16 protein-coding genes are annotated in these 22,202 nt (G+C 35.6%); 9 read left to right on the plus strand and 7 right to left on the minus strand.

Features of this window, described 5'->3' with window-relative positions; all coding sequences use genetic code 11:
- Window positions 1-240 precede the first annotated feature (240 nt).
- The 6 genes from ilvC to BUA03_RS10820 all read right to left on the minus strand — a co-directional run bounded on the left by ilvC (window position 241) and on the right by BUA03_RS10820 (window position 8,202).
- On the minus strand, window positions 241-1,710 hold the full coding sequence (ilvC, locus tag BUA03_RS10795; protein WP_066077589.1) for a ketol-acid reductoisomerase: 1,470 nt from the start codon (window positions 1,708-1,710) through the stop codon (window positions 241-243).
- Between the two features lie 84 nt (window positions 1,711-1,794).
- Window positions 1,795-2,316 (minus strand): acetolactate synthase small subunit, encoded by a 522-nt coding sequence (ilvN, locus tag BUA03_RS10800; RefSeq protein ID WP_066077591.1) that lies wholly within the window; start codon window positions 2,314-2,316, stop codon window positions 1,795-1,797.
- Between the two features lie 4 nt (window positions 2,317-2,320).
- Complete coding sequence (gene ilvB / locus BUA03_RS10805; RefSeq protein WP_066077593.1) at window positions 2,321-4,015, minus strand: biosynthetic-type acetolactate synthase large subunit; 1,695 nt, start codon at window positions 4,013-4,015, stop codon at window positions 2,321-2,323.
- A gap of 116 nt (window positions 4,016-4,131) precedes the next feature.
- Window positions 4,132-5,805, minus strand: coding sequence for a dihydroxy-acid dehydratase (ilvD, locus tag BUA03_RS10810; RefSeq protein ID WP_066077597.1), 1,674 nt, complete (start codon window positions 5,803-5,805; stop codon window positions 4,132-4,134).
- 67 nt (window positions 5,806-5,872) lie between these two features.
- The gene (gene leuB / locus BUA03_RS10815; protein WP_066077598.1) at window positions 5,873-6,988 is read right to left on the minus strand and encodes a 3-isopropylmalate dehydrogenase; all 1,116 of its coding nucleotides are present in this window, start codon (window positions 6,986-6,988) and stop codon (window positions 5,873-5,875) included.
- Window positions 6,989-7,026: 38 nt separating this feature from the next.
- On the minus strand, window positions 7,027-8,202 hold the full coding sequence (locus BUA03_RS10820; protein WP_072675738.1) for a 2-isopropylmalate synthase: 1,176 nt from the start codon (window positions 8,200-8,202) through the stop codon (window positions 7,027-7,029).
- A 154-nt stretch (window positions 8,203-8,356) separates the two neighbouring features.
- On the opposite strand from BUA03_RS10820, the gene BUA03_RS10825 reads away from it, so the two are divergent.
- Complete coding sequence (locus BUA03_RS10825) at window positions 8,357-9,901, plus strand: hypothetical protein (protein WP_066077602.1); 1,545 nt, start codon at window positions 8,357-8,359, stop codon at window positions 9,899-9,901.
- 619 nt (window positions 9,902-10,520) lie between these two features.
- Here BUA03_RS10825 and BUA03_RS10830 read toward each other — a convergent pair.
- The gene (locus tag BUA03_RS10830; RefSeq protein ID WP_066077604.1) at window positions 10,521-12,497 is read right to left on the minus strand and encodes an alpha-ketoacid dehydrogenase subunit alpha/beta; all 1,977 of its coding nucleotides are present in this window, start codon (window positions 12,495-12,497) and stop codon (window positions 10,521-10,523) included.
- A 172-nt stretch (window positions 12,498-12,669) separates the two neighbouring features.
- Here BUA03_RS10830 and BUA03_RS10835 point away from each other — a divergent pair, with 172 nt between their 5' ends.
- From BUA03_RS10835 to BUA03_RS10870, 8 genes are all read left to right on the plus strand, one after another.
- Complete coding sequence (locus BUA03_RS10835; RefSeq protein ID WP_066077606.1) at window positions 12,670-13,620, plus strand: isopenicillin N synthase family dioxygenase; 951 nt, start codon at window positions 12,670-12,672, stop codon at window positions 13,618-13,620.
- A gap of 123 nt (window positions 13,621-13,743) precedes the next feature.
- Window positions 13,744-14,073: a translation initiation factor gene (locus BUA03_RS10840; RefSeq protein WP_066077608.1), complete on the plus strand. Its 330-nt coding sequence runs from the start codon at window positions 13,744-13,746 to the stop codon at window positions 14,071-14,073.
- Window positions 14,074-14,215: 142 nt separating this feature from the next.
- The gene (locus tag BUA03_RS10845) at window positions 14,216-15,085 is read left to right on the plus strand and encodes a nucleoside phosphorylase (protein WP_066077610.1); all 870 of its coding nucleotides are present in this window, start codon (window positions 14,216-14,218) and stop codon (window positions 15,083-15,085) included.
- A gap of 153 nt (window positions 15,086-15,238) precedes the next feature.
- A complete protein-coding gene (locus BUA03_RS10850) occupies window positions 15,239-15,766 on the plus strand; it encodes a GNAT family N-acetyltransferase (protein WP_066077611.1) in 528 nt (175 codons plus the stop codon).
- Window positions 15,766-16,617, plus strand: coding sequence for a substrate-binding domain-containing protein (locus BUA03_RS10855; RefSeq protein ID WP_066077613.1), 852 nt, complete (start codon window positions 15,766-15,768; stop codon window positions 16,615-16,617). Before BUA03_RS10850 ends, BUA03_RS10855 begins: the two co-directional genes overlap by 1 nt.
- Window positions 16,618-16,638: 21 nt before the next feature.
- The gene (locus BUA03_RS10860) at window positions 16,639-17,571 is read left to right on the plus strand and encodes a transglutaminase (RefSeq protein WP_066077615.1); all 933 of its coding nucleotides are present in this window, start codon (window positions 16,639-16,641) and stop codon (window positions 17,569-17,571) included.
- A gap of 134 nt (window positions 17,572-17,705) precedes the next feature.
- The gene (locus BUA03_RS10865; RefSeq protein WP_066077617.1) at window positions 17,706-19,964 is read left to right on the plus strand and encodes an acyl-CoA dehydrogenase family protein; all 2,259 of its coding nucleotides are present in this window, start codon (window positions 17,706-17,708) and stop codon (window positions 19,962-19,964) included.
- Between the two features lie 558 nt (window positions 19,965-20,522).
- Complete coding sequence (locus tag BUA03_RS10870; protein ID WP_066077619.1) at window positions 20,523-21,998, plus strand: FAD-dependent oxidoreductase; 1,476 nt, start codon at window positions 20,523-20,525, stop codon at window positions 21,996-21,998.
- The last annotated feature ends 204 nt before the right edge of the window (window positions 21,999-22,202 follow it).

Below are 22,202 nucleotides of genomic sequence, written 5' to 3' on the forward strand. Positions count from 1 at the left end.
TCTAGCAAGATGTTCTGTAGCAACTTACAACTATAAAAATGATAGGAATATTTTACAGACCCATTATTCATTAGGGATTACTTCACTCAACTTTAAGCTCGTTTAAAATTAAGTGAATGTAAAAAGCAGCCATATTCATTTTGTCTTAATATTAAATTTTAACTAATTCAAAATAGTATATAATCAAATGATATAGTGCTAATCCCACACACCTATAATGTGGTAATTCCTAATTTTTATTTATCCTATCTTTTTCATAGCGGTCATAGATTCTCTTAGCCATTCTCCAACTTCTTCAATTGGATGGTGGCGAATACTTTTATTCACTGCAATAAGAACTGCATTTTCTACTCCGTTTGAATTTGAAAAAGATTTTCCAATAACGTTCGTATCTACCGTATTCATAAAGTCCGTTAATAACGGTTTACAAGCATGGTCAAATAAATAACAGCCATATTCTGCCGTATCCGATATAATGCGGTTCATTTCATACAATTTCTTTCGGGCTACTGTATTTGCAATCAAAGGCAATTCATGCAGCGATTCATAATACGCCGATTCTTCAATGATTCCAGTTTGTGTCATGGTTTCAAAAGCTAACTCCACGCCTGCTTTCACCATCGCAATCAGTAGGACTCCATTATCAAAATATTCTTGTTCTGAAATATGTGCTGTTGTTGGCGCTGTTTTTTCGAAATTAGTTTCAGCAGTTGCGGCTCTCCAAGTCAATAGATTTACATCATCATTCGCCCAATCAATCATCATATTTTTTGAAAATTCACCAGAAATAATGTCATCCATGTGTTTTTGAAACAACGGGCGCATGATGTCTTTTAATTCCTCTGCTAATTCGTATGCTTCAATTTTTGCAGGATTTGACAAACGATCCATCATGTTTGTAATTCCACCATGTTTCAAAGCTTCCGTTACCGTTTCCCAGCCGTATTGAATTAATTTTGAAGCATATGCTGGCTCTATTCCTTTTTCAACCATTTTATCAAAACATAAAATAGATCCCGTTTGCAGCATACCACAAAGAATGGTTTGTTCACCCATCAAATCGGATTTTACTTCAGCAACAAATGATGAGTTTAAAACTCCTGCTTTATGACCACCAGTGGCCACTGCATACGCTTTTGCTTGAGCGAAACCTTCTCCATTGGGATTGTTTTCAGGGTGAACCGCAATTAAAGTAGGCACACCAAAACCTCTTTTATATTCTTCTCGTACTTCAGATCCAGGACATTTTGGAGCACACATAATTACAGTGATGTCTTTACGAATTTGCATTCCCTCTTCGACAATATTGAAACCGTGAGAATAAGCTAATGTAGATCCTTTTTTCATCAAAGGCATGATTGCTGTTACCACGGCCGTATGCTGTTTATCTGGCGTAAGGTTACAAACTAAATCAGCCGTTGGAATTAATTCTTCGTATGTTCCTACTTTGAAACCATTATCAGAAGCATTCTTAAAAGAAGTTCTTTTTTCCGAAATTGCATCTGCACGCAAAGCATACGAAATATCCAATCCTGAATCTCTCATGTTTAATCCTTGGTTCAAACCTTGAGCTCCACACCCTACGATGACCACTTTTTTCCCTTCTAAAGCTTTAATTCCTTCTACAAATTCAGATTGATCCATGAATTCGCAAACGCCTAATTGTTCTAATTTTAGTCTTAGTGGAAGTGAATTGAAATAATTTGCCATTGTTTATTATTTTAGTATTGTATAATTTAATAAGTATAATTAAAATAGCGTTGCTCTCCAGTGAAGTTGACACTAATTGATTTTCTATTGTAAAGTTTCTAATAATGTTGATATCTGCATTCTTTCTTTTGACACGGAAATTCTTCCAGAGCGAACGAATTGCATGATTCCAAAAGGTTTTAATTTTCCGTATAAAGATTCTATTTCAGCACGTTGCCCTGATTTTGAAATCACAAAAAAGTCTCTTGCTACGGTCACTATTTCGGAATGGCTTTCTTTGATGATATTTTGAATCTGTTTTTCGTCGAATAATAAACTGGATTCAATTTTGAACAAAGCATTTTCCAGAAAAATAGTTTCTTCGTCAACATGATAAAATGCTTTGATAACTTCTATTTGCTTTTCAATTTGCCCTACTATATTTTGCACCCATTTTTCCGTTGTATTCACTACAATAATAAATCGAGAGACACTTTCGATTTCCGATTCGGATACATTTAAACTTAGAATATTGATATGGCGTTTCAAGAATATTCCAGATATTCTATTTAATAAGCCAACGTTGTTTTCTGAATATACAGAAATAGTGAATGTTTTATTTTCCATAATATTAACTTAATCGGATGTCCGAAACCGAAGCTCCTGTTGGAATCATTGGGAATACGTTATTTTCTTTTTCTACCATAACTTCTAGGAAATAGGATTCTTTTGAAGCCATCATTTCGGCAACGGCAGCATCAAGATCCTCTCGTTTAGTTACTTTTTTAGCTTTAATATAATAGCCTTCTGCAATGGCGATGAAATTAGGATTGATCATTTCTGTAGAGGCATATCGTTTATCAAAAAACAATTGTTGCCACTGACGCACCATTCCTAAAAACTCATTATTTAATACTACAATTTTTACTGGAACTTTAGTTTGGAAGATGGTTCCTAGTTCCTGAATGGTCATTTGAAAACCACCATCACCTATTATCGCCACTACTTCTCGGTCTGGCATTCCCATTTTAGCACCAATCGCAGCTGGTAATGCAAATCCCATCGTTCCTAAACCACCCGAAGTCACATTACTTTTAGTCGAATTGAATTTAGCATATCGACACGCAAACATTTGGTGTTGCCCCACATCCGAAACCATAATGGCATCTCCTTTAGAATGTTTATTGATCATTTCAATCGTTTCTCCCATAGAAATTCCTTCTTTCTTAGGTTTTAACTCGTCATTAATTACTGCCTGCAATTCGATTTCATACTTCTCCTTGAATTCATTGTGCCAAGATTCATGTGTTTTACTTTCGATTAAAGGAATCAAAGCGCTTAAAGACTCTTTTACATCTGCTAAAACAGCGACCGTTGTTTTTACATTTTTATCAATTTCGGCGGGGTCAATTTCAAAATGAATTACTTTGGCTTGTTTCGCATACGAAGCTAAATTTCCAGTAACACGATCATCAAAACGCATCCCAAGTGCAATTAATACATCACATTCATTAGTCAATACATTGGGACCATAATTTCCATGCATCCCTAACATTCCAACGTTTAATGGATGATCTGTTGGCAATGCCGAAAGTCCTAAAATAGTCCAAGCCGCAGGAATTCCTGATTTTTCAACCAAAGCTTTTAACTCGGCTTCCCCCTGACCCAGAATAACTCCTTGCCCGAATAAGATAAAGGGCTTTTTAGCACTATTAATTAAAGCTGCCGCTTCCTTCACTTTTTCAAGGTTTAAAGTAGGCTTTGGATTGTAGCTTCTAATGCTAGTACATTTTTTATAGCTGAACTCTATTTCATCAAATTGAGCATTTTTTGTAATATCAATTAAAACAGGACCGGGACGACCTGATTTAGCAATAAAAAAAGCTTTAGCCATAATTTCTGGAATCTCAGAAGCTTCCGTAATCTGGTAATTCCATTTGGTTACAGGAGTCGAAATTCCAATAATATCTGTTTCTTGAAATGCATCAGAACCCAATAAGTGTTTGCCTACTTGTCCAGTGATACAAACCATAGGTGTCGAATCGATTTGTGCATCAGCAATTCCTGTCACTAAATTTGTGGCTCCGGGTCCTGATGTAGCGATGGCGACTCCTACTTTTCCGGTAGCTCTTGCAAAACCCTGTGCGGCATGCGTTGCCCCTTGTTCGTGACGAACTAGCACATGGTGTAATTGATCTTTAAATTTATATAATTCGTCGTAAACTGGCATTATAGCACCACCTGGATAGCCATAAACCAAATTCACGCCTTCTTCTAGTAAGCATCTAATAACGGCCTCAGCACCAGATATTTTATTGTTTTTCATTTTTTATTTTTTTTTAGCAAAAGCCTTTTTCAAAAATCAATATCAAAAATCAATCAGAATTATTTTCCTACCGCTATAAAAATTACTTTTTTGTAATCCTTACAGCTTTTTTACCTTTATTTATCGGTTACACATCCTGTTGATGCGCTTGAAACTGATCGGATATACTTTAATAAAACTCCTCTATTCACTTTTAGAGCAGGTTGTACCCATTTAGCCTTTCTCGATGTGAACTCTGCCTCCGAAATCTTCAAGTTGATGGTGTTATTTACCGCATCGATAGTAATAATGTCCCCATTCGTGACCAGTGCTATACCTCCACCTTCAAAAGCTTCTGGTGTAACATGCCCCACAACAAAACCATGTGAACCTCCAGAAAAACGACCGTCTGTAATTAAGGCTACACTTTTTCCAAGTCCGGCACCCATAATGGCCGAGGTAGGCTTAAGCATCTCTGGCATTCCGGGACCGCCTTTAGGTCCACAATACCTTATGACGACTACATTTCCTGGTTTAACTTCTCCACCGCGAACGCCTGTAATTACATCCTGTTCATTTTCATAAACAATAGCGTCTCCTTCAAAATATTCTCCTTCATTTCCACTAATTTTTGCAACACAACCGTCTTCGGCAAGATTTCCAAATAAAATTTGAATATTTCCTGTCGCTTTCAACGCTTTTTGAATTTCATGAATGACCTCTTGACCGTCGTGCAAAGCGGGAACTATAGCTAAATTTTCAGCCAATGTTTTTCCGGTAACGGTTAAGCAATCTCCATGCAGCAATCCTTCTTTTAACAAATATTTCATTACCGCTGGTACACCTCCTGCTTCGTGTAGGTCTTCCATTAAGTATTTTCCACTTGGTTTCAAATCAGCAAGTAATGGTGTTTTATCACTGATATCTTGGAAATCTTTCAACGTGATTTCTATGTCAACTGAATGTGCCATAGCAATTAAATGCATGACCGCATTGGTGGAGCCACCTAAAACAGCTACCATTGTTATGGCATTTTCAAAGGCTTGGCGTGTCATGATATCTCTAGGTTTGATATCTTTTTCTAACAATATTCTAATTGCTTTTCCAGCATCAAGACATTCTTGTTTTTTTTCTGGACTTAATGCTGGATTGGATGAACTATAAGGCAAACTCATCCCTAAAGCTTCGATAGCCGAAGACATCGTATTTGCGGTATACATTCCGCCACATGCTCCTGCGCCCGGGCAAGCATTTTGGATTACTCCTTTAAAATCTTCCGGAGTAATCGAATTACTGAATTTTTTCCCTAAAGCTTCAAAGGCAGAAACTATGTTCAACGATTCCCCTTTCCATTTCCCAGAATGGATGCTTCCGCCATACACCATGATTGATGGGCGATTCACTCTACCCATTGCAATTACGGAACCAGGCATATTTTTATCACAGCCTGGAATAGCAATTAAACCATCATACCATTGCGCACCCATTACAGTTTCAATAGAATCTGCAATGACATCTCTAGAAACTAAAGAAAAACGCATGCCATCGGTACCATTTGAAATGCCATCACTGACACCAATAGTGTTAAAAATCAATCCAACTAAATTTTCTTTCCAGACTCCAGTTTTAATTTCACTTGCTAAACCATTTAGGTGCATGTTACACGGATTCCCTTCGTAACCCATGCTAACAATTCCGACTTGTGCTTTTTTTAAATCTTCTTCCGTTAAACCAATTCCGTACAACATAGCTTGTGCTGCTGGTTGTGTTTCATCTTGTGTAATAGTTTTACTGTATTTATTTAATTCCATTTTAGGTTGGTTTGTATGTAATTTGTTTTTTAGGAAAAAATAGAGGTGACGTTTGACCTCTTTAAGACTAAACTATAGTGGACTGTCCTATGTACACATTATCACTTTTAAAATACAAGTCGTCTTTGCTTAGAATATAATTTGATATAAAGTCTCCTACTTCATTTGTTCCAAATTTTGAATACGGATTTAAATCAGCTGTAACGACATTTAATTCAATTGCTTTTTCAACGGCCTCATAGACTCTTTGAGATTCCTCTTGAAGACCAAAATGATCTAAAAGCATAGCTGCTGAGAGTATAGAGGCAATAGGATTTGCAATATTTTTCCTTTTTGCTTCAGGAAAAGAACCATGAATAGGTTCAAAAAGCGCATTAGAATTTCCTAAAGATGCTGAAGGCAACAATCCAATCGCTCCCGTAATTACACTAGCTTCGTCTGATAAAATATCACCAAATAAATTTTCCGTTAAAATGACGTCAAATTGCTTTGGATTAATAATTATTTGCATCGCTGCGTTATCAACATATAAAAAGTCTACTGCAACATCTGGATAATTTTCGCTAATCTCTTTAACAATTTTTCGCCACAATCGAGAGGTTTCAAGGATACTTGCCTTGTCTACTAGGGTAACTTTTTTTCTTCTTTTTTGAGCAGTTCTGAAGGCCAAATGGGTAATCCGAATAATCTCTTCATCGGAATATTCACATAAATCAGACGCTAACGTTCCTTGTTCGTTGATTTTTTTTTCACTAAAATAGGATCCTCCTGAAATTTCTCTAAAAATGACAAAATCAGTATCTTCAATTATCTTTCTTTTTAAAGGAGACAAATCCAATAAGTCGTTATATGGTTTTATGGGTCTAATGTTAGCATACAATCCTAAGGCTTGTCGCAGTTTTAATAATCCTTGAATAGGACTTAAGTGGGTATTAGAATTACCATCTTGCTTAAGATCTCCAACAGTTCCAAACAACACCGCATCAGTATTAAGGCAAAGATTTAAAGTTTCCTCTGGTAATGGCTTTCCTGTTTTTTCAATGGCAACTGCCCCAATAAGTGCATCTTCAAATACAAACTCATGATCGAAAACTACGCCGATGGCATATAACGCTTTTTTTGCCTGTAAAACTACTTCCGGACCTATTCCGTCTCCTGAAAGTACTGCTATTTTTAAGTTCATAATAGTAGGATTTAGATTTTAATGGGAATCAAAATATTTTAATTAAGGAGTAATTCCTTATTCATTTTACAGGCTTCAATGATTTGATGAATATCAGTATCAAGGATCTCTTTTTTAATATCGGCAAACCTTAAAAACTCAAGATATACAGCATCTAATTGAACTTTTGTAAGTTCGTACCCTACTTTTTTGGCTCTATAAGCCAATGCTGCTCTGCCACTTCTGGCGGTCAGCACTATAGATGATTCATTGACACCGACCTCCAATGGATCCATAATTTCATAGGTAGCTCTATTTTTTATCACGCCATCTTGATGAATTCCTGAGCTGTGCGCAAAAGCATTGGCTCCCACAATTGCTTTGTTAGGTTGCACCATCATGCCCATACTTTCAGAAACTAATCTACTCATTTCATTCAGCTGACGCGTATTAATATTGGTATCTAGATTCAAATACGGATGTTGCTTGAAAATCATCACTATTTCTTCTAATGCCGTATTTCCAGCTCTTTCTCCGATTCCGTTTATAGTGCATTCAATTTGTCTAGCGCCGTTTATCGCTCCTGCAATTGAATTAGCAGTTGCCATTCCTAAATCATTATGGCAATGACAGGAAAGAATTACATTATCAATGCCTTTTACATTTTCTTTTAAATATTTTATTTTGGCACCGTATTCCTCTGGTAAACAATAACCTGTCGTATCGGGAATATTAAGAACTGTCGCCCCTGATTTAATCACTTCCTCACAGACTCGAGCTAAAAATTCGTTGTCCGTTCTACCAGCATCTTCAGCATAAAATTCAACATCTTCTACATACGATTTAGCATGCGAAACGGCAAATTTAGCCCTTGCAATTATATCTGCTCTCGTAGTGTTTAGTTTGTGTACAATGTGTGATTCCGAAGTGCCTATTCCGGTATGAATACGTGGTCTTTTTGCATGTTTTAAAGCTTGTGCAGCAACGTCAATATCATTTTTTACGGCTCTTGTTAATCCACAAACGATGGCATTTTTAACAACCTTACTTATTTCTGAAACAGATAAAAAATCCCCAGGACTTGACACTGGAAAACCAGCCTCTATGATATCGACACCCATTTGGTCTAATCGATTTGCGATAACTAATTTTTGATTGGTGTCTAACTTACATCCCGGGACCTGTTCTCCATCTCTCAAAGTGGTATCAAAAATTTGAACTTTCTCTCTATTCATTTCCATTTATTTAATGTAATTTCACAACTTCGAAACAAAAATATCTTTCATTACCTTAATATAAAATTCAAAATAATGAAATATACTACTTATAAAGCAATCAAAAACTTTGTAAACTACTGAATTACAAAACGTTATACTACTTTATTTTACAATGGCTAACCATCAAAAAGATTTCTTGTTTGTATTAATTAAATCACTTTCAAAATCTGAAAAAAGACAATTTAAGATTTTTGCAAGTCGATTAGAAACAAGTTCGAATACAAAATTCATTGAATTATTTAATATTTTAGATAAATCAGAAGGGTATGATGAGAAGCTAATTTTAAAAAGTGGAATCATTAAAAAAGCGCAATTATCGAATCTAAAATCGTATCTATATAAGCAGATTTTAGTTAGTATCCGATTGAATATTCCCAGCCAGAACATTCGATACCAATTGCGGGAACAAATCGATTTTGCCACCATATTGTACAACAAAGGCTTGTACAAGCAGAGTTTAAAAATTTTGGATAAAACTAAAATTCTTGCCTTAGAAAATGATGAAAAACTCATGGCCTATGAAATTGTTGAATTTGAAAAATTGATTGAATCACAATACATTACCCGAAGTATTCAAGGTCGAGCAGATGAACTGGTAGTTCAGGCAAAAGAGTTAAATTATCGCAATACTATTTCTAGTAAATTATCTAATTTATCGCTCCAATTGTATGGCATCATGCTGAAAACAGGTTATGTGAAAAGTGACGAAGAATATACCTATATTGATGATTATTTCAAAAAGCATCTTTCAAAATTTGATGATAAAAAATTTGGTTTCAGAGAGAAATATTGGTTTTATAATGCCAATCTTTGGAGAAGTTTCCTAGTTCAGGATTTTTTATCTTGTTATAAATACGCTTTAAAATGGGTCACCCTTTTTTATGATAATCCCAGCATGATACATCTCAATCCAGTATTTTTCCTTAAGGGAAATCATTATTTGTTGGAATCTCTATATATGTTGAAATACAAATCAAAATTTAAAAAATATTTGGTGTTATTAGAAGATACGATACAAGATCCTCGTTTTCCCGTCAATGACAATATTGCTTCGTTATCATTTCTTTACTTGTATAATAATAAGTTGAATTATCATATTTTGGAAGGTACTTTTGCAGAAAGCGAATATTTAATTCCTGAAATACTAAGTAAATTAAGAGTTCATACGGACCATCTTGATGAACACCACGAAATGCTATTTTACTATAAATTTGCTTCAATCTATTTTGGAACCGAAAAATATGCAGAATGTATTTTCTATTTAGAAAAAATCATAAACAATAAAAATCTTTCCATGCGAGAGGATTTAATGTGTTTTGCCCGTTTATTAAGTTTAATTGCTCATTATGAATTAGGTAACGATTATTATTTAGAAAATCAGTTGAAAAATACCTATAAATTTCTACTTAAAATGAACGATTTACAAGAAGTACAAAAAGAAATTATACGGTTTATGAAAAACTTGAACTCCATTTATCCCGGAGATATCAAAAAGGAATTTGTAAAAATGAGAATACGCTTTATCGAATTGGAAAAAAACACTTATGAAAAAAGGGCTTTCCTCTATCTAGATATCATTTCCTGGCTCGAAAGCAAAATTGAAAACCGAAAAATTAGTGCTATAATAAAAGAGAAAGCAAAATTAATTAATCGATAAACCGAAACAAATTCCAAAGTACCCGTTTTTTTAGTCAAATGAAGTACTAAGTGTACGAAAGGCTACTGTGTAGACATTTACTTTAGTTTATAGATAAGATTACCCAATGATACGATAGACTTTTTAAAAAAAAATATTTAATTTTTTAAATTCAAGTTTGACAAATAATCCGATTTCATTCCAAATTGAATACTTTAATACCAAATTTTAATACGATTTTGTTGGAACGGCAATAATGAATTAGCTGCAATTCTAGATTTTTTATACCCAAAAGCAATAGAAAATGGTTCCATAAAACTGATTTTAGAAGGCAAAATGCCCTTGAAAAACACACTTTATTTTACCATCAGTAAAAAACAATGTATAAAGAGAAAATTGCATTGCTTAAAAAAATCTTAATCGAATTAAACTAAAATTTGAAATTTCAAAAATAAAGTTTAAATTTATAAATAATTAAATTTTATAATCATGAATGGATTCTTCAAAACAATTTTAGCGGGTTATGGTGCCAAAAAATTAGGCGGTGGCTGCATCGGAACAATTTTACTGTTTATAATTATCTATTGGATATTAGGTTATTTTTAGAATTAAAACGCTAAAAACAACCTAATTATCAAATCTAATAGTCCAAAAGCTGTTTCAGATCATTTTCAAATCTGACTTTCGGCAAATATTGGTCTTCTAATGCTTTGGTAAACGGAATCGGGCTATCTAAACTAGCGACGCGCCACACAGGCGCATCAAGGAATTTGAAACAATTTTCCATAATAAGTGCCGAGATATCACTGGCCAATCCACCAAACATGCTGTCTTCCTGATAGATAATCACTCTTCCAGTTTTCTTTACCGAAGCAAATATAGCTTCGGTATCCAAAGGTTGTAAAGTCCTTAAATCCAATAAATCCGCTGAAATTTCAGGATTTTTGGCCAATGTATCTAAGGCCCAATGTACTGCAGCACCAAACGAAATAATGGTGATATCTTTTCCTTCTTTTAATAAAGCGGCTTTCCCTAATGGAATCGTAAAATACTCTTTTGGTACCTCTTGGTACACACTTCTATACAATTGTTTGTGCTCGAAGAACATCACAGGATTTGGGTCGTTTATAGAAGTATTCAATAAGCCTTTAGCATCGTATGGAAAGGCTGGATAAACTACTTTTAAACCTGGCGTTTTGGTAAACCAAGCTTCATTAGTTTGCGAATGAAAAGGCCCAGCTTGAGTCCCGCCACCGCAAGGCATGCGCACCACAACATCGGCGCTTTCCAGCCATCGGTAATGTGATTTGGCTAACAAATTTACAATTGGATTGAATCCTGTAGAAACAAAATCAGCAAACTGCATTTCTACAATAGCTTTGTATCCGTTTATGGAAAGTCCCATTGCTGCGGAAACAACTGCACTCTCACAAATGGGGGTGTTAATAACGCGCTCCTTACCAAATTGTGCCACAAAACCGTCAGTAATTTTGAAAGCTCCACCATATTCAGCGATGTCTTGACCCATTATAACCAAATTAGGGTGTCGCTCCATCGATTCTCGTAAACTATTTGAAATAGCATCAATAAAACGAATATTTTCTGTTTCTGTTTTAGCCTTAACTTCCTCAAATAAAAATGTTTTGTACACATCATTTAGTTCTTCACTTAATGAGGCTTCAATTTCTGGTTCTGCATTTGCAATAGCCAAACTCTCATCAATTTCTTTCTTAATTTCATTTCGTAAGGCCGTATCAAATTCTGTGGATAACACTCCGTTATTCGTCAAGAAATTACGGTAATTTTCAACAGGATCTTTGATGGCCCACATATCCATGAGGGCTTGCGGCACATATTTTGTCCCACTCGCCTCTTCGTGCCCGCGCATTCTGAAGGTTTTGAATTCCAATAAAACGGGACGTGGATTTTCTTTCATCGAAGCTTTTAATTCAGATAATAAATTAAACACTTCAAGGATATTATTCCCATCAATAATGTGGCTTTCCATGCCGTAACCTATCCCCTTATCCGCTAGGTTTTCACAACGGTATTGCTCATTTGTTGGGGTAGAAAGTCCATATCCATTATTTTCGATTACAAACAGCACAGGCAATTCCCAAACCGAAGCAATATTCAATGCTTCATGAAAATCACCTTCGCTTGTTGCTCCTTCACCAGTAAAAACTGCGGTAACTTTTCTGTTTTTCTTTAGTTTATTGGCTAATGCGATTCCGTCTGCCACACCTAGTTGTGGCCCTAAATGGGAAATCATACCGATAATCTTATATTGTTGTGTTCCAAAGTGAAAACTTCGATCACGGCCTTTGGTAAAACCATTGGCTTTTCCTTGCCATTGTGAAAAAAGACGGTACAATGGAATGTCTCTTCCAGTAAAAACACCTAGGTTTCTATGCATTGGCAAAATGTACTCATCTTTGTCTAAAACTGCCGTAACGCCAACAGAAATAGCCTCTTGACCAATTCCAGAAAACCATTTGGATACTTTTCCTTGCCGAATAAGGATCAACATTTTTTCCTCTATCAGCCTCGGTTTTAGTATTCTTTTATATAAATCTAATAATTGATTGTCAGTAAGATTTTTTCTATCGAAGATCATTTTTTCAATTTTATTGTAAGGTTCAAAGATAAAAAAATATAACAGTTTTGTATTATTTTGTTATATTTTTTCGTGTTGTTTGTCAATTTTAAAATTCAGATCTAAAATTATTCTTTACATTTGTATCTGCAAGGTTTTTAGCCTTACAATTTATTAAAAAATATTTAATAGTATGCAAAACATTCCTAGTGTTGACTTGCGTGATTTCCTGTCGGAGGATCCGACACGTAAACAAAAATTTGTAAATGAAATCGGAAGTGCATTTGAAGATATTGGCTTCGTAGCGCTCAAAGGGCATTTTTTAAACGATCAATTGGTAGATGAATTGTATGGTGAGATTAGAAATTTTTTCGCTTTACCGTTAGAAACAAAGCACAGTTATGAAATTCCTGGAATTGGAGGACAAAGAGGCTACGTTTCTTTTGGTACAGAACATGCTAAGGGAAGAAAAGAAGGTGATTTGAAAGAGTTCTGGCATTTTGGACAATACGTATCTGAAAATTCAAAATATGCTTCAGAGTATCCTGAAAACGTCGATGTAAAAGAATTGCCTCGTTTTAACGCTGTAGGTAAAGAAGCCTACCAAATGCTGGAAAAAACAGGTGTTTATGTTTTAAGAGCTTTGTCTTTACATCTAGGTTTGGATGAGTTTTATTTTGACCAATATGCCAAAGATGGAAACTCTATCCTAAGACCTATTCATTATCCACCCATTACTTCAGAGCCAGAAAATGCTATTCGTGCCGCAGCACACGGAGATATTAATTTGATCACCTTATTGATGGGAGCACAAGGAAAAGGCTTGCAAGTGCAAAACCATGATGGAGAATGGATCGATGCTATAGCAGAACCAGATGAATTAGTGATCAATGTAGGGGATATGTTATCGCGTCATACCAACAATAAATTGAAATCGACGATTCATCAAGTGGTCAATCCACCAAGAGAATTGTGGGGAACTTCAAGATATTCAGTACCGTTCTTTATGCATCCTGTAAGTGATATGCCGCTAAATTGTTTAGAAAACTGTATTGATGCTGAAAACCCGAAACAATTTGAAGACATTACTGCTGGAGATTATTTGTATGAACGCTTGGTAGATTTAGGTCTTATTAAAAAATAAAAGCTCCCTAATCAACGAAGGGGGAATAAAATATGTTAAAATTCCAAATTCCAAAAAATTGTGTCTCACAACGCCATTTTTGGGATTTGGGATTTATTTTTTGGCATTTAAATTAAATATAAAATGGACTTACAAGACCAATTAAAAAACCTTTTCCCCGATCACGAACCCTCTCCTGAAGAAACAATTGAAGCTGTTCCTCATGAATTGTACGTTCAAAAAGAACCTATGATTTGTAAATTCGAGAAAAGAAAAGGAAAAGCCACAACAATAATTGAAGGCTATGCAGGAAGTGATGAAGATTTTAAAATCCTTGCCAAAGAAATCAAAACCAAACTTAGTGTCGGTGGTACTTTTAAAGACGATTCCATTATTATTCAAGGGGATTACCGCGATAAGATTATGGAAATATTAAAAATTAAAGGATTTAAAGTCAAACGTGTGGGAGGATAATTTTCTCCTAGCCTCCGCAAAGTGGAGAAAGCAAAACGATAAAAGTAGTTAGAGACAGTTTTTAATATTCAGCCTAGAGTAGCATAATAAATTTTTAAATAAAAAAATCACTGAGCGCCTTTGTGGCAAAACATAAAGATAAATGATACAATCATCCGAATTAATATTAAATCCAGACGGTAGTGTTTACCATTTGAATTTAAAACCTGAACATATCGCTCACGATATCATCTTTGTAGGAGATCAAAATCGGGTCGAAAAAATTACCCAATTTTTTGACAGCATCGAATTCTCTACTCAAAAAAGAGAGTTTAAAACCCAAACTGGAATTTTCAAAGGAAAACGCATCACTGTGATGTCAACCGGAATTGGGCCTGATAACATTGACATTGTAATCAATGAACTAGATGCTTTAGTTAATATCGATTTAGCAACCCGTCAACCAAAAGAAAAACTAACTTCACTGAACATTATTCGTATCGGAACGTCGGGTTCTTTGCAAGCGGATATACCTGTGGATAGTTTTGTCATGTCAAAATTCGGTTTGGGATTAGACAATATGCTTCGCTCCTATTTGATTGACGAAGTTTCTAATTTAGAGATGGAAGATGCCTTCGTACAGCACACCAATTGGGATTTACGAAAAGGAAAACCATATTGTATCGCTTGCTCTGAAAAATTAGAAAAAATAATCGAAAGCGACAAAATGCACAAAGGAATTACGGCAACAGCCGGAGGTTTTTATGGTCCACAAGGACGTGTACTGCGTTTAAATATTCAAGATGAAAATTTAAATTCTACAATGGATAATTTCAAATTTGGAGATAACCGCATCACCAATCTTGAAATGGAAACCGCTGCAATTTATGGACTTTCAGCCCTTTTAGGACACCAAGCGTTATCGCTAAATGCCATCATTGCCAATCGTGCCTCGGGGACTTTTAGTGAAGATCCGTACAAAGCAGTAGATGAATTAATTACCTATACTTTAAACAAATTGGCAAACCAATAAAAAAATACTTGTTTTAATTTGGAGCTATTTCCTGCTCTACACTGTATCTTTTTATCCTGAATCTAGTTCAGAATCCTGAACTAGATTCAGGATAAAAAGGATGCCGTTTCGATCAGGGCTAACACTTAACTAGCAACTTTATTTTTACAAAACATGAATCTCATTCTAGAAACCGACCGACTGATTTTAAGAGAAATGAAACTTTCAGATGCAGAAGCTTTGTTTGAAATGGATCGTAATCCTAAGGTACATCAATTTCTTTGGAACAAACCATTAACGGATATTAGCGAAGTACATTCGTATATCGAATCCGTTAGAACTCAGTATAGCACTAATAATATTGGACGATTTGTAACTGTTTTAAAAGAAACCAATGAACTCATCGGTTGGGCAGGATTAAAATACAACACTGAAATGGTCAATAATAAAATTAATTTTTATGATATTGGGTATCGCTTGAACGAAAAGTTTTGGGGAAAAGGATACGCCACCGAAGCCAGTTTCGCTTGGTTGCATTATGGATTTAAAGTGATGAAAATCAAAGTTATGGAGGCTACGGCACACACCGATAATGTCCCATCAAACAGAATATTACAAAAAATTGGACTTAAAATGACCAATCAGTTCATGGAAGACGATATCCCGTGGAATTGGTATGAATTAAAAAATCCTAACCTATAATGACAACAATAAAAATAGCTGGAGTTCCAGAACATTTCAATTTGCCTTGGCATTTGAGTATGGAAAACGGAGACTTCGAAAAAGAAAATATCGATTTACAATGGACGGATGTTCCCGAGGGTACGGGAAAAATGTGTCAAATGCTTCGTGATGGTCAAACTGATGTTGCGGTCATCCTAACAGAAGGAATCGTGAAAGATATCATTGCCGGGAATCCAAGTAAAATTGTTCAAGTTTATGTCGAAAGTCCCTTGATTTGGGGAATTCATGTAGCTGCAAATTCTGGTTATAAGAAATTAGCCGACCTAGAAAACACTACAGTGGCTATTTCCAGATTGGGTTCTGGCTCCCAGTTAATGGCATATGTCAATGCGGGTAATCAAGGTTGGGAAACTGAAAATTTGCAATTTAAAATCGTAAACACAATCGATGGAGCCGTTGAAGCTTTGACTAACGGAACTGCCGACTATTTTATGTGGGAGCGTTTTATGACCAAACCATTAGTTGACAAAGGCGCTTTCCGTCGCCTAGAAGATTGTCCTACGCCTTGGCCTTGTTTTGTGATTGCCGTTCGAAATGAAATTTTGGAAAAGCGACCCGAAATTATTTCGAAAATTATCAAAATAATTAATAGCGCTACAAAAGAATTTAAAGATATTCCAAGTATTGAGAAAACCTTAGCATTAAAATACCACCAAAAAATTGAGGATATTGAAGAATGGTTGTCGCTAACCAGATGGTCGCAAAATACATTTTCAGAAATAATGTTAAACAAAGTGCAAAATCAACTTTTTCAACTTAAAATTATCGAGAAAAAAGGTACTTTTGAGGATATAGTAAGAACAGTATAGAGAACTGTTTTTATCTTTGCTATGATAAAAATAAAAAAAATTAATTTTCAAGGTCTAAAACAGCAATTTCAGGTAAAAAAACCTTGGGATGACGTTATTATTTTTGTCCTGAATATCTTGATCGCAATCCCCGTTTTTATCATTGTACATCAAAATCTAATCAATCCCAATTGGTTTCTAAATATTGATAGAGTCGTACTTTTCATTGTAATGGTAGTTGTTATTCAAATTATTCTACGTTTCCTACGAACCATTATCATCTTTTGTATTATTTTGTATGTCTTGGTATTATTTTATGGTTCAACTATTGGGAACTATGGTTTTAACAGTGTTTTTGAAGATTACAATTCAATTCTGTATACCATGTCCGATAATCCCTATCCACAAGATATTATTATTGCTAAACTACTTCCATTCCCCAATAAATCAAAGATTATAAATGCAATAGAATATCAAAATCCAAAAGTCAGAAATTTTGCTGTTATGGCTACCTCAAAACATTTTAAAGAAGTAAAAGGTTATTCTGATTATAGAACTATCATACAGTGCTTTGCCGTTTTCAAAGAAATAAATAGCAGATGGAACTATGTTAGCGATCCAAAAGCTCGTGATTATATTGCTACCGCGACCGAGTCGTTACTTTATTTTTCTGGTGACTGCGATGATCATTCCATATTAATGGCGGCCACCATCAAGTCTATTGGTGGCACTCCCAGATTGATTCATACCACTGGACATATTTATCCCGAAATATTAATAGGATCTTTGACTGATTTAGAAAAAGTAAATTTTCTAATTAAAAATGTTTTATTTATCGCCGAAAGTAATAATAAACAACTTTTTTATCACGTTGATGAGCGAGGCCAAATATGGATGAACCTTGATTATACGGCTAGATATCCTGGTGGACCTTTTTTATCTGAGGAAATTTTAGGAGCGCTAACATTAGATTAATTCGGTAATATTTTTGTTCCTATTATTATTTATTTATTTTCAAATATATAATTATTCGGGCTTCCCATCCCTTTAATCATTAATTTTCGCTATCTTAACAAAACTTAAAATTCTTATTAAATTTAAAGTTTACTATGGACAATTTAAAACTCAAAGCCTTTATACCTCTTTTATATCTCGTATGGTCAGACGATCTTTTAAATCAAAAAGAAGTAGCCACTTTGCACGATTTTATCGTTTTCCAGAACTGGCTTACTGCAGAAGAAAAGAAATTGCTTCTTGCAAAGGTAGCCGTTTCCGCGCCTCCGGCTAGAGAAGTAGTGGCTGATTGGAAAAGGCAAGTCGAAACTATTCTTCAAGAAAATATCTCAGTTAAGTCTATTTTTGATATTTCGATTTTACTTGCTGAAAATGATAAAATCATCAACGATCTCCGACCCGCTTTTGTAAAACTCGAAAATGATTTAGGAATTTCAGGCGAGGAAGCTATAACTGATTTCAAAACGGTTGCAAAGACTTTTACTTCAGATTGTGAAACTAACCATGGATTTGAAATAGAAAAACTAACTCAAATCTTGGACGGAAAACAAGCAGCAATTATTAAAAAGGTAAAATCTATTATCAGCCGACCCGAATTTGCCTATGAAACCTCTACAGATACTGCTGTTTACCGTGAAAAAGTTTATGTGTGGTGCAAAATACTCGCAGCAGAAAATTTAGGGAATATGGGGTATCCAAAGCAATATGGCGGAGGTGAAAATATAGCTGATTATTTTGCTGTAATGGAAACATTGAGTTACCACGATTTAAGCTTGGTAATCAAATTTGGTGTGCAATTTGGACTTTGGGGAATGAGCATTCAATCCCTTGGTACAGAAAAACATTATAGTAAGTACTTAAAAGATATTGGTTCACTTAAACTCCCAGGCTGTTTTGCCATGACGGAAACAAATCACGGTTCTAATGTGAAAGGGTTGGAAACAACGGCAACCTATAATCATCATAAACAAACCTTTACCATTCATACGCCGCATGAAAAGGCACAAAAAGAATATATTGGTAACGCTGCGGTACACGGACAAATGGCTACTGTTTTTGCAAAATTAATTATTAGCGAAACAGATTATGGGGTCAATGCGTTTATCGTTCCGCTTCGAGATGCCAACAGTACAATTTTAGAAGGAATTACTATAGGTGATTGTGGACTTAAAATGGGACTTAATGGTGTTGATAACGGCACCATTCGTTTTGACAATGTCATAATTCCAAAAGAAAATATGTTAGATCGATTTGCTTCGATTAATGAAAAAGGCGAATTTGAAAGTCCAATTCCAAGTGACAATAGACGCTTTTTTACAATGCTTGGAACTTTGGTCGGAGGCAGAATTGGGATTCCTAGATCTGCTTTGGCTGCAGCCAAATCTGGCTTAACAATCGCCATTAAATATAGCGACAAGCGCAGGCAATTTGGCCCAGAAGGCGGCTCCGAAGTTCCCATATTAAATTACCGCATCCACCAACGACGACTCCTTCCTTTGCTGGCAAAAACATATGCAATCCATTTTGCGTTACACTATGTTACGAATCGTTTTATTAATAAAAGTGAGTCTGAAATGCCTGAAATTGAAGGCCTCGCTGCAGGAATGAAAGCCTACTCTACTTGGAGTACCACCGCAATTTTACAAGAATGCAGAGAGGCATGTGGTGGTAAAGGTTATTTATCTGAAAACCGCATCGATGCTTTAAAAAATGATACTGAAATCTATACGACTTTTGAAGGAGACAACACTGTATTGATGCAATTAGTAGCTAAAAGCCGTTTATCAGAATTTCGAAAATCATTTGGCGAAATGGATGCAATGAGAATAATCAATTATGTTTATGAAAATGCTAAAACTTCTATTTCTGAAAAAAATCCAATTGCAACTAGAAAAACAGATGAAACCCATTTACTTGATGAGGATTATCATTTAAATGCTTTTCAATACCGTGAAAAAAGGATTTTGGCATCTGCAGCAAAGCGATTAAAAAAACTCATTGATAGCGGACTTGAACCTTACGATGCCTTTAATGTAGTGCAGCACCAAATGATTGATGTGGCTCAGGCCTATCTTGAACGAATTGTCTTAGAGCAATTTCAAGAAGCTATTCAGGCCACAGAAGATCCGAAAAGTAAAGAAATCTTGGTGAAATTATGTCAACTATATGCGCTTTCACAAATTGAAAAAAATAAAGGATGGTATCTTGAGGACGGTTATATGGAAGCTGTAAAAACAAAAGCCATTCGCAAAATGGTCAATCAACTTTGCTGGGAAATTAGGCCTGATGCTGTTTCTTTGGTAAAAGCATTTGATATTCCTGACAGTTGTCTTGCTGCACCAATTGCTTTCTAAGTGTATAATTCATTCGTAAAGGGGAAACGAAAAGACCAAACAAGGCCCATCGATTTCTTGACATGTTTTAGGGTCCTTAAAAAACTGTTTATACAATGATTTTTTCAGTATTTGAAAGTATTTTCTTTGCATCATTGCCGAGTTAAAATAAAAATAAAAGCATTTCGTAATTTACACAGACATTTTTTAAAATTCCAACAAACGTTGTACCAATTGCTTCAAAAAATATTTTGACGCTGTTGTTATCTGTCCTTTCCCTACATGATGAGGCTATTAGAATCATGGTAGATCAGGCGATTATTCTGTTTGAATATTTCAGCTGGTCGTGTGCGGCGTTTTACTCGACAATTCTACGATAGTTTTGTATTAATGGACTTTTGCATTAAATTTGCGCAACTGCCGTAAGCGGCAAAATAATGAAAAAGATTAATTTCTCTCTTTAGGTTAATAAGAATTGATGAAAGTCAGCAACACTACATTACGATTAGATTCAGCATTTATTGTATTGGCTACGTTTCTTTTATAGCGGATGTCAAAGTAAAATAATTTGAAAAGAAAGTGAAAAAAGCAGAAAATAAAGAAACAAGCTGGACCATTTGTCAAGAATGTCAGGGACGGGGGAAAAAAAGTAGAGGGCTTAGCGATAAAGCCCGACGCAACTACCAGATGGCAGTTGATAAATTTGAAAAGTCGTCCAGTAAAGAGGTAGCTCCAGCTCCACCTAAAGCCCACCTCTACTCTTGCGCAAACTGCGGCGGATCTGGGTTAATTCAATCTGCTAATTATCCAGCTGTGGATAAAGAAAAGTACCCACACGTTGCTATTATTGGCGGTGGTATTGGAGGAGTCGCTTTAGCTGTGGCTTGCTTACACCGTGGGATTCCTTTTACACTTTATGAGCGCGATAGCAATTTTGATGCTCGATCACAAGGCTACGGACTTACTTTACAACAAGCCAGTAAAGCCATCGAAGGATTGGGTATTTTCTCGTTAGAAAAAGGGGTGGTTTCAACAAGACATCTCGTGCACACTACGGAAGGAAAAGTGATTGGGGAATGGGGTGTCAGAAAATGGATGCAGTCCGATAAAAAAACGACTGCCAAACGTTCAAATGTGCATATTTCAAGACAGTCTTTACGCTTTGCGCTACTCGAGCAACTAGGCACTCCTAATTTCGTTCAGTGGGGACACCAATTAATAGATTTTAAAGAATCTGTGGATGAAGGTGTAAATCTAAGATTCCAAGTGAACGGCGAGGTGAAAAGTGCCAAGGCAGATCTTGTAGTGGGAGCCGATGGAATTCGCAGCGCCGTGCGAAAGATACTAATTGGTGACGATGACACCCCTTTGCGGTACCTCGATTGTATTGTAATATTAGGTATTTGTCCATTAGCTGCGCTTGAAGGTCTTGAAAGTTCTTTGTTAGACTCTGCCACGGTATTTCAAACTGCCAATGGCAATGAGCGAATCTATGTGATGCCTTATGATTTAGAATCAGTGATGTGGCAACTTAGCTTCCCAATGACTGAAGAAGAGGCAAAAATCTTAAGCTCTAAAGGACCTCAAGCACTCAAGGAAGAGGCTTGTCGCAGAACGCTGTGGCACAAACCCATTCCTGAGATTGTAACTGCAACTCCAGAGACTCACATTTCTGGATATCCTGTATACGACCGCAAATTACTAAGTTCAGAATTGTTAGAAAAAGGAGACAAAGTCACTTTGATTGGAGATGCCGCTCACCCCATGAGTCCATTCAAAGGGCAAGGGGCAAATCAGGCACTACTGGATGCACTCACGCTGGCTCGAGGCATAGCAAAAGGATGTGGAGTCGTGTCGCAATGGAGAGAAAATGGAGTGAGGAAAAGTGTATTAACTGAGTTTGAAAAAGAAATGCTAGAACGGAGTGCTTCCAAAGTTAAAGATTCAGCTGCCGCCGCACAGTTCCTACATTCCATAATTGTGCTTCATGAGGGTGATGAGCCGAGAGGCCGATCTCTAAAGAAAAAAGATGCAAAACAAGAAAAGGTTGATTGATGATAAACTTTTTTTTAAAATAAGTTTTGAACCAAATAAACTACAACTTTACGCTTTTTGACAAGGAAGATCTATTTCAATTAAAAGACAAAAAATAGCGTTTGCACTGCGGTAAATTAAAACAAAAACTAATTATAAAGAGTTGAATTTTAAACCTACTGCATCTTTATATCGACTTTTTAAATATTCCTGAAAAACAAAGGC

Source organism: Flavobacterium fryxellicola (genome assembly GCF_900143245.1).
Taxonomy (GTDB): domain Bacteria; phylum Bacteroidota; class Bacteroidia; order Flavobacteriales; family Flavobacteriaceae; genus Flavobacterium; species Flavobacterium fryxellicola.

Excerpts from the sequence above, each read along its gene's own strand:
- ilvN (WP_066077591.1), bottom strand. The coding sequence starts at position 2,316 with ATGGAAAATAAAACATTCACTATTTCTGTATATTCAGAAAACAACGTT.
- ilvD (WP_066077597.1), bottom strand. The coding sequence starts at position 5,805 with ATGGAATTAAATAAATACAGTAAAACTATTACACAAGATGAAACACAA.
- BUA03_RS10855 (WP_066077613.1), top strand. The coding sequence starts at position 15,766 with ATGACAACAATAAAAATAGCTGGAGTTCCAGAACATTTCAATTTGCCT.
- leuB (WP_066077598.1), bottom strand. The coding sequence starts at position 6,988 with ATGAACTTAAAAATAGCAGTACTTTCAGGAGACGGAATAGGTCCGGAA.
- ilvC (WP_066077589.1), bottom strand. The coding sequence starts at position 1,710 with ATGGCAAATTATTTCAATTCACTTCCACTAAGACTAAAATTAGAACAA.
- BUA03_RS10835 (WP_066077606.1), top strand. The coding sequence starts at position 12,670 with ATGCAAAACATTCCTAGTGTTGACTTGCGTGATTTCCTGTCGGAGGAT.
- BUA03_RS10825 (WP_066077602.1), top strand. The coding sequence starts at position 8,357 with ATGGCTAACCATCAAAAAGATTTCTTGTTTGTATTAATTAAATCACTT.
- BUA03_RS10850 (WP_066077611.1), top strand. The coding sequence starts at position 15,239 with ATGAATCTCATTCTAGAAACCGACCGACTGATTTTAAGAGAAATGAAA.
- BUA03_RS10840 (WP_066077608.1), top strand. The coding sequence starts at position 13,744 with ATGGACTTACAAGACCAATTAAAAAACCTTTTCCCCGATCACGAACCC.
- BUA03_RS10845 (WP_066077610.1), top strand. The coding sequence starts at position 14,216 with ATGATACAATCATCCGAATTAATATTAAATCCAGACGGTAGTGTTTAC.
- ilvB (WP_066077593.1), bottom strand. The coding sequence starts at position 4,015 with ATGAAAAACAATAAAATATCTGGTGCTGAGGCCGTTATTAGATGCTTA.
- BUA03_RS10865 (WP_066077617.1), top strand. The coding sequence starts at position 17,706 with ATGGACAATTTAAAACTCAAAGCCTTTATACCTCTTTTATATCTCGTA.
- BUA03_RS10820 (WP_072675738.1), bottom strand. The coding sequence starts at position 8,202 with ATGAATAGAGAGAAAGTTCAAATTTTTGATACCACTTTGAGAGATGGA.
- BUA03_RS10830 (WP_066077604.1), bottom strand. The coding sequence starts at position 12,497 with ATGATCTTCGATAGAAAAAATCTTACTGACAATCAATTATTAGATTTA.
- BUA03_RS10860 (WP_066077615.1), top strand. The coding sequence starts at position 16,639 with ATGATAAAAATAAAAAAAATTAATTTTCAAGGTCTAAAACAGCAATTT.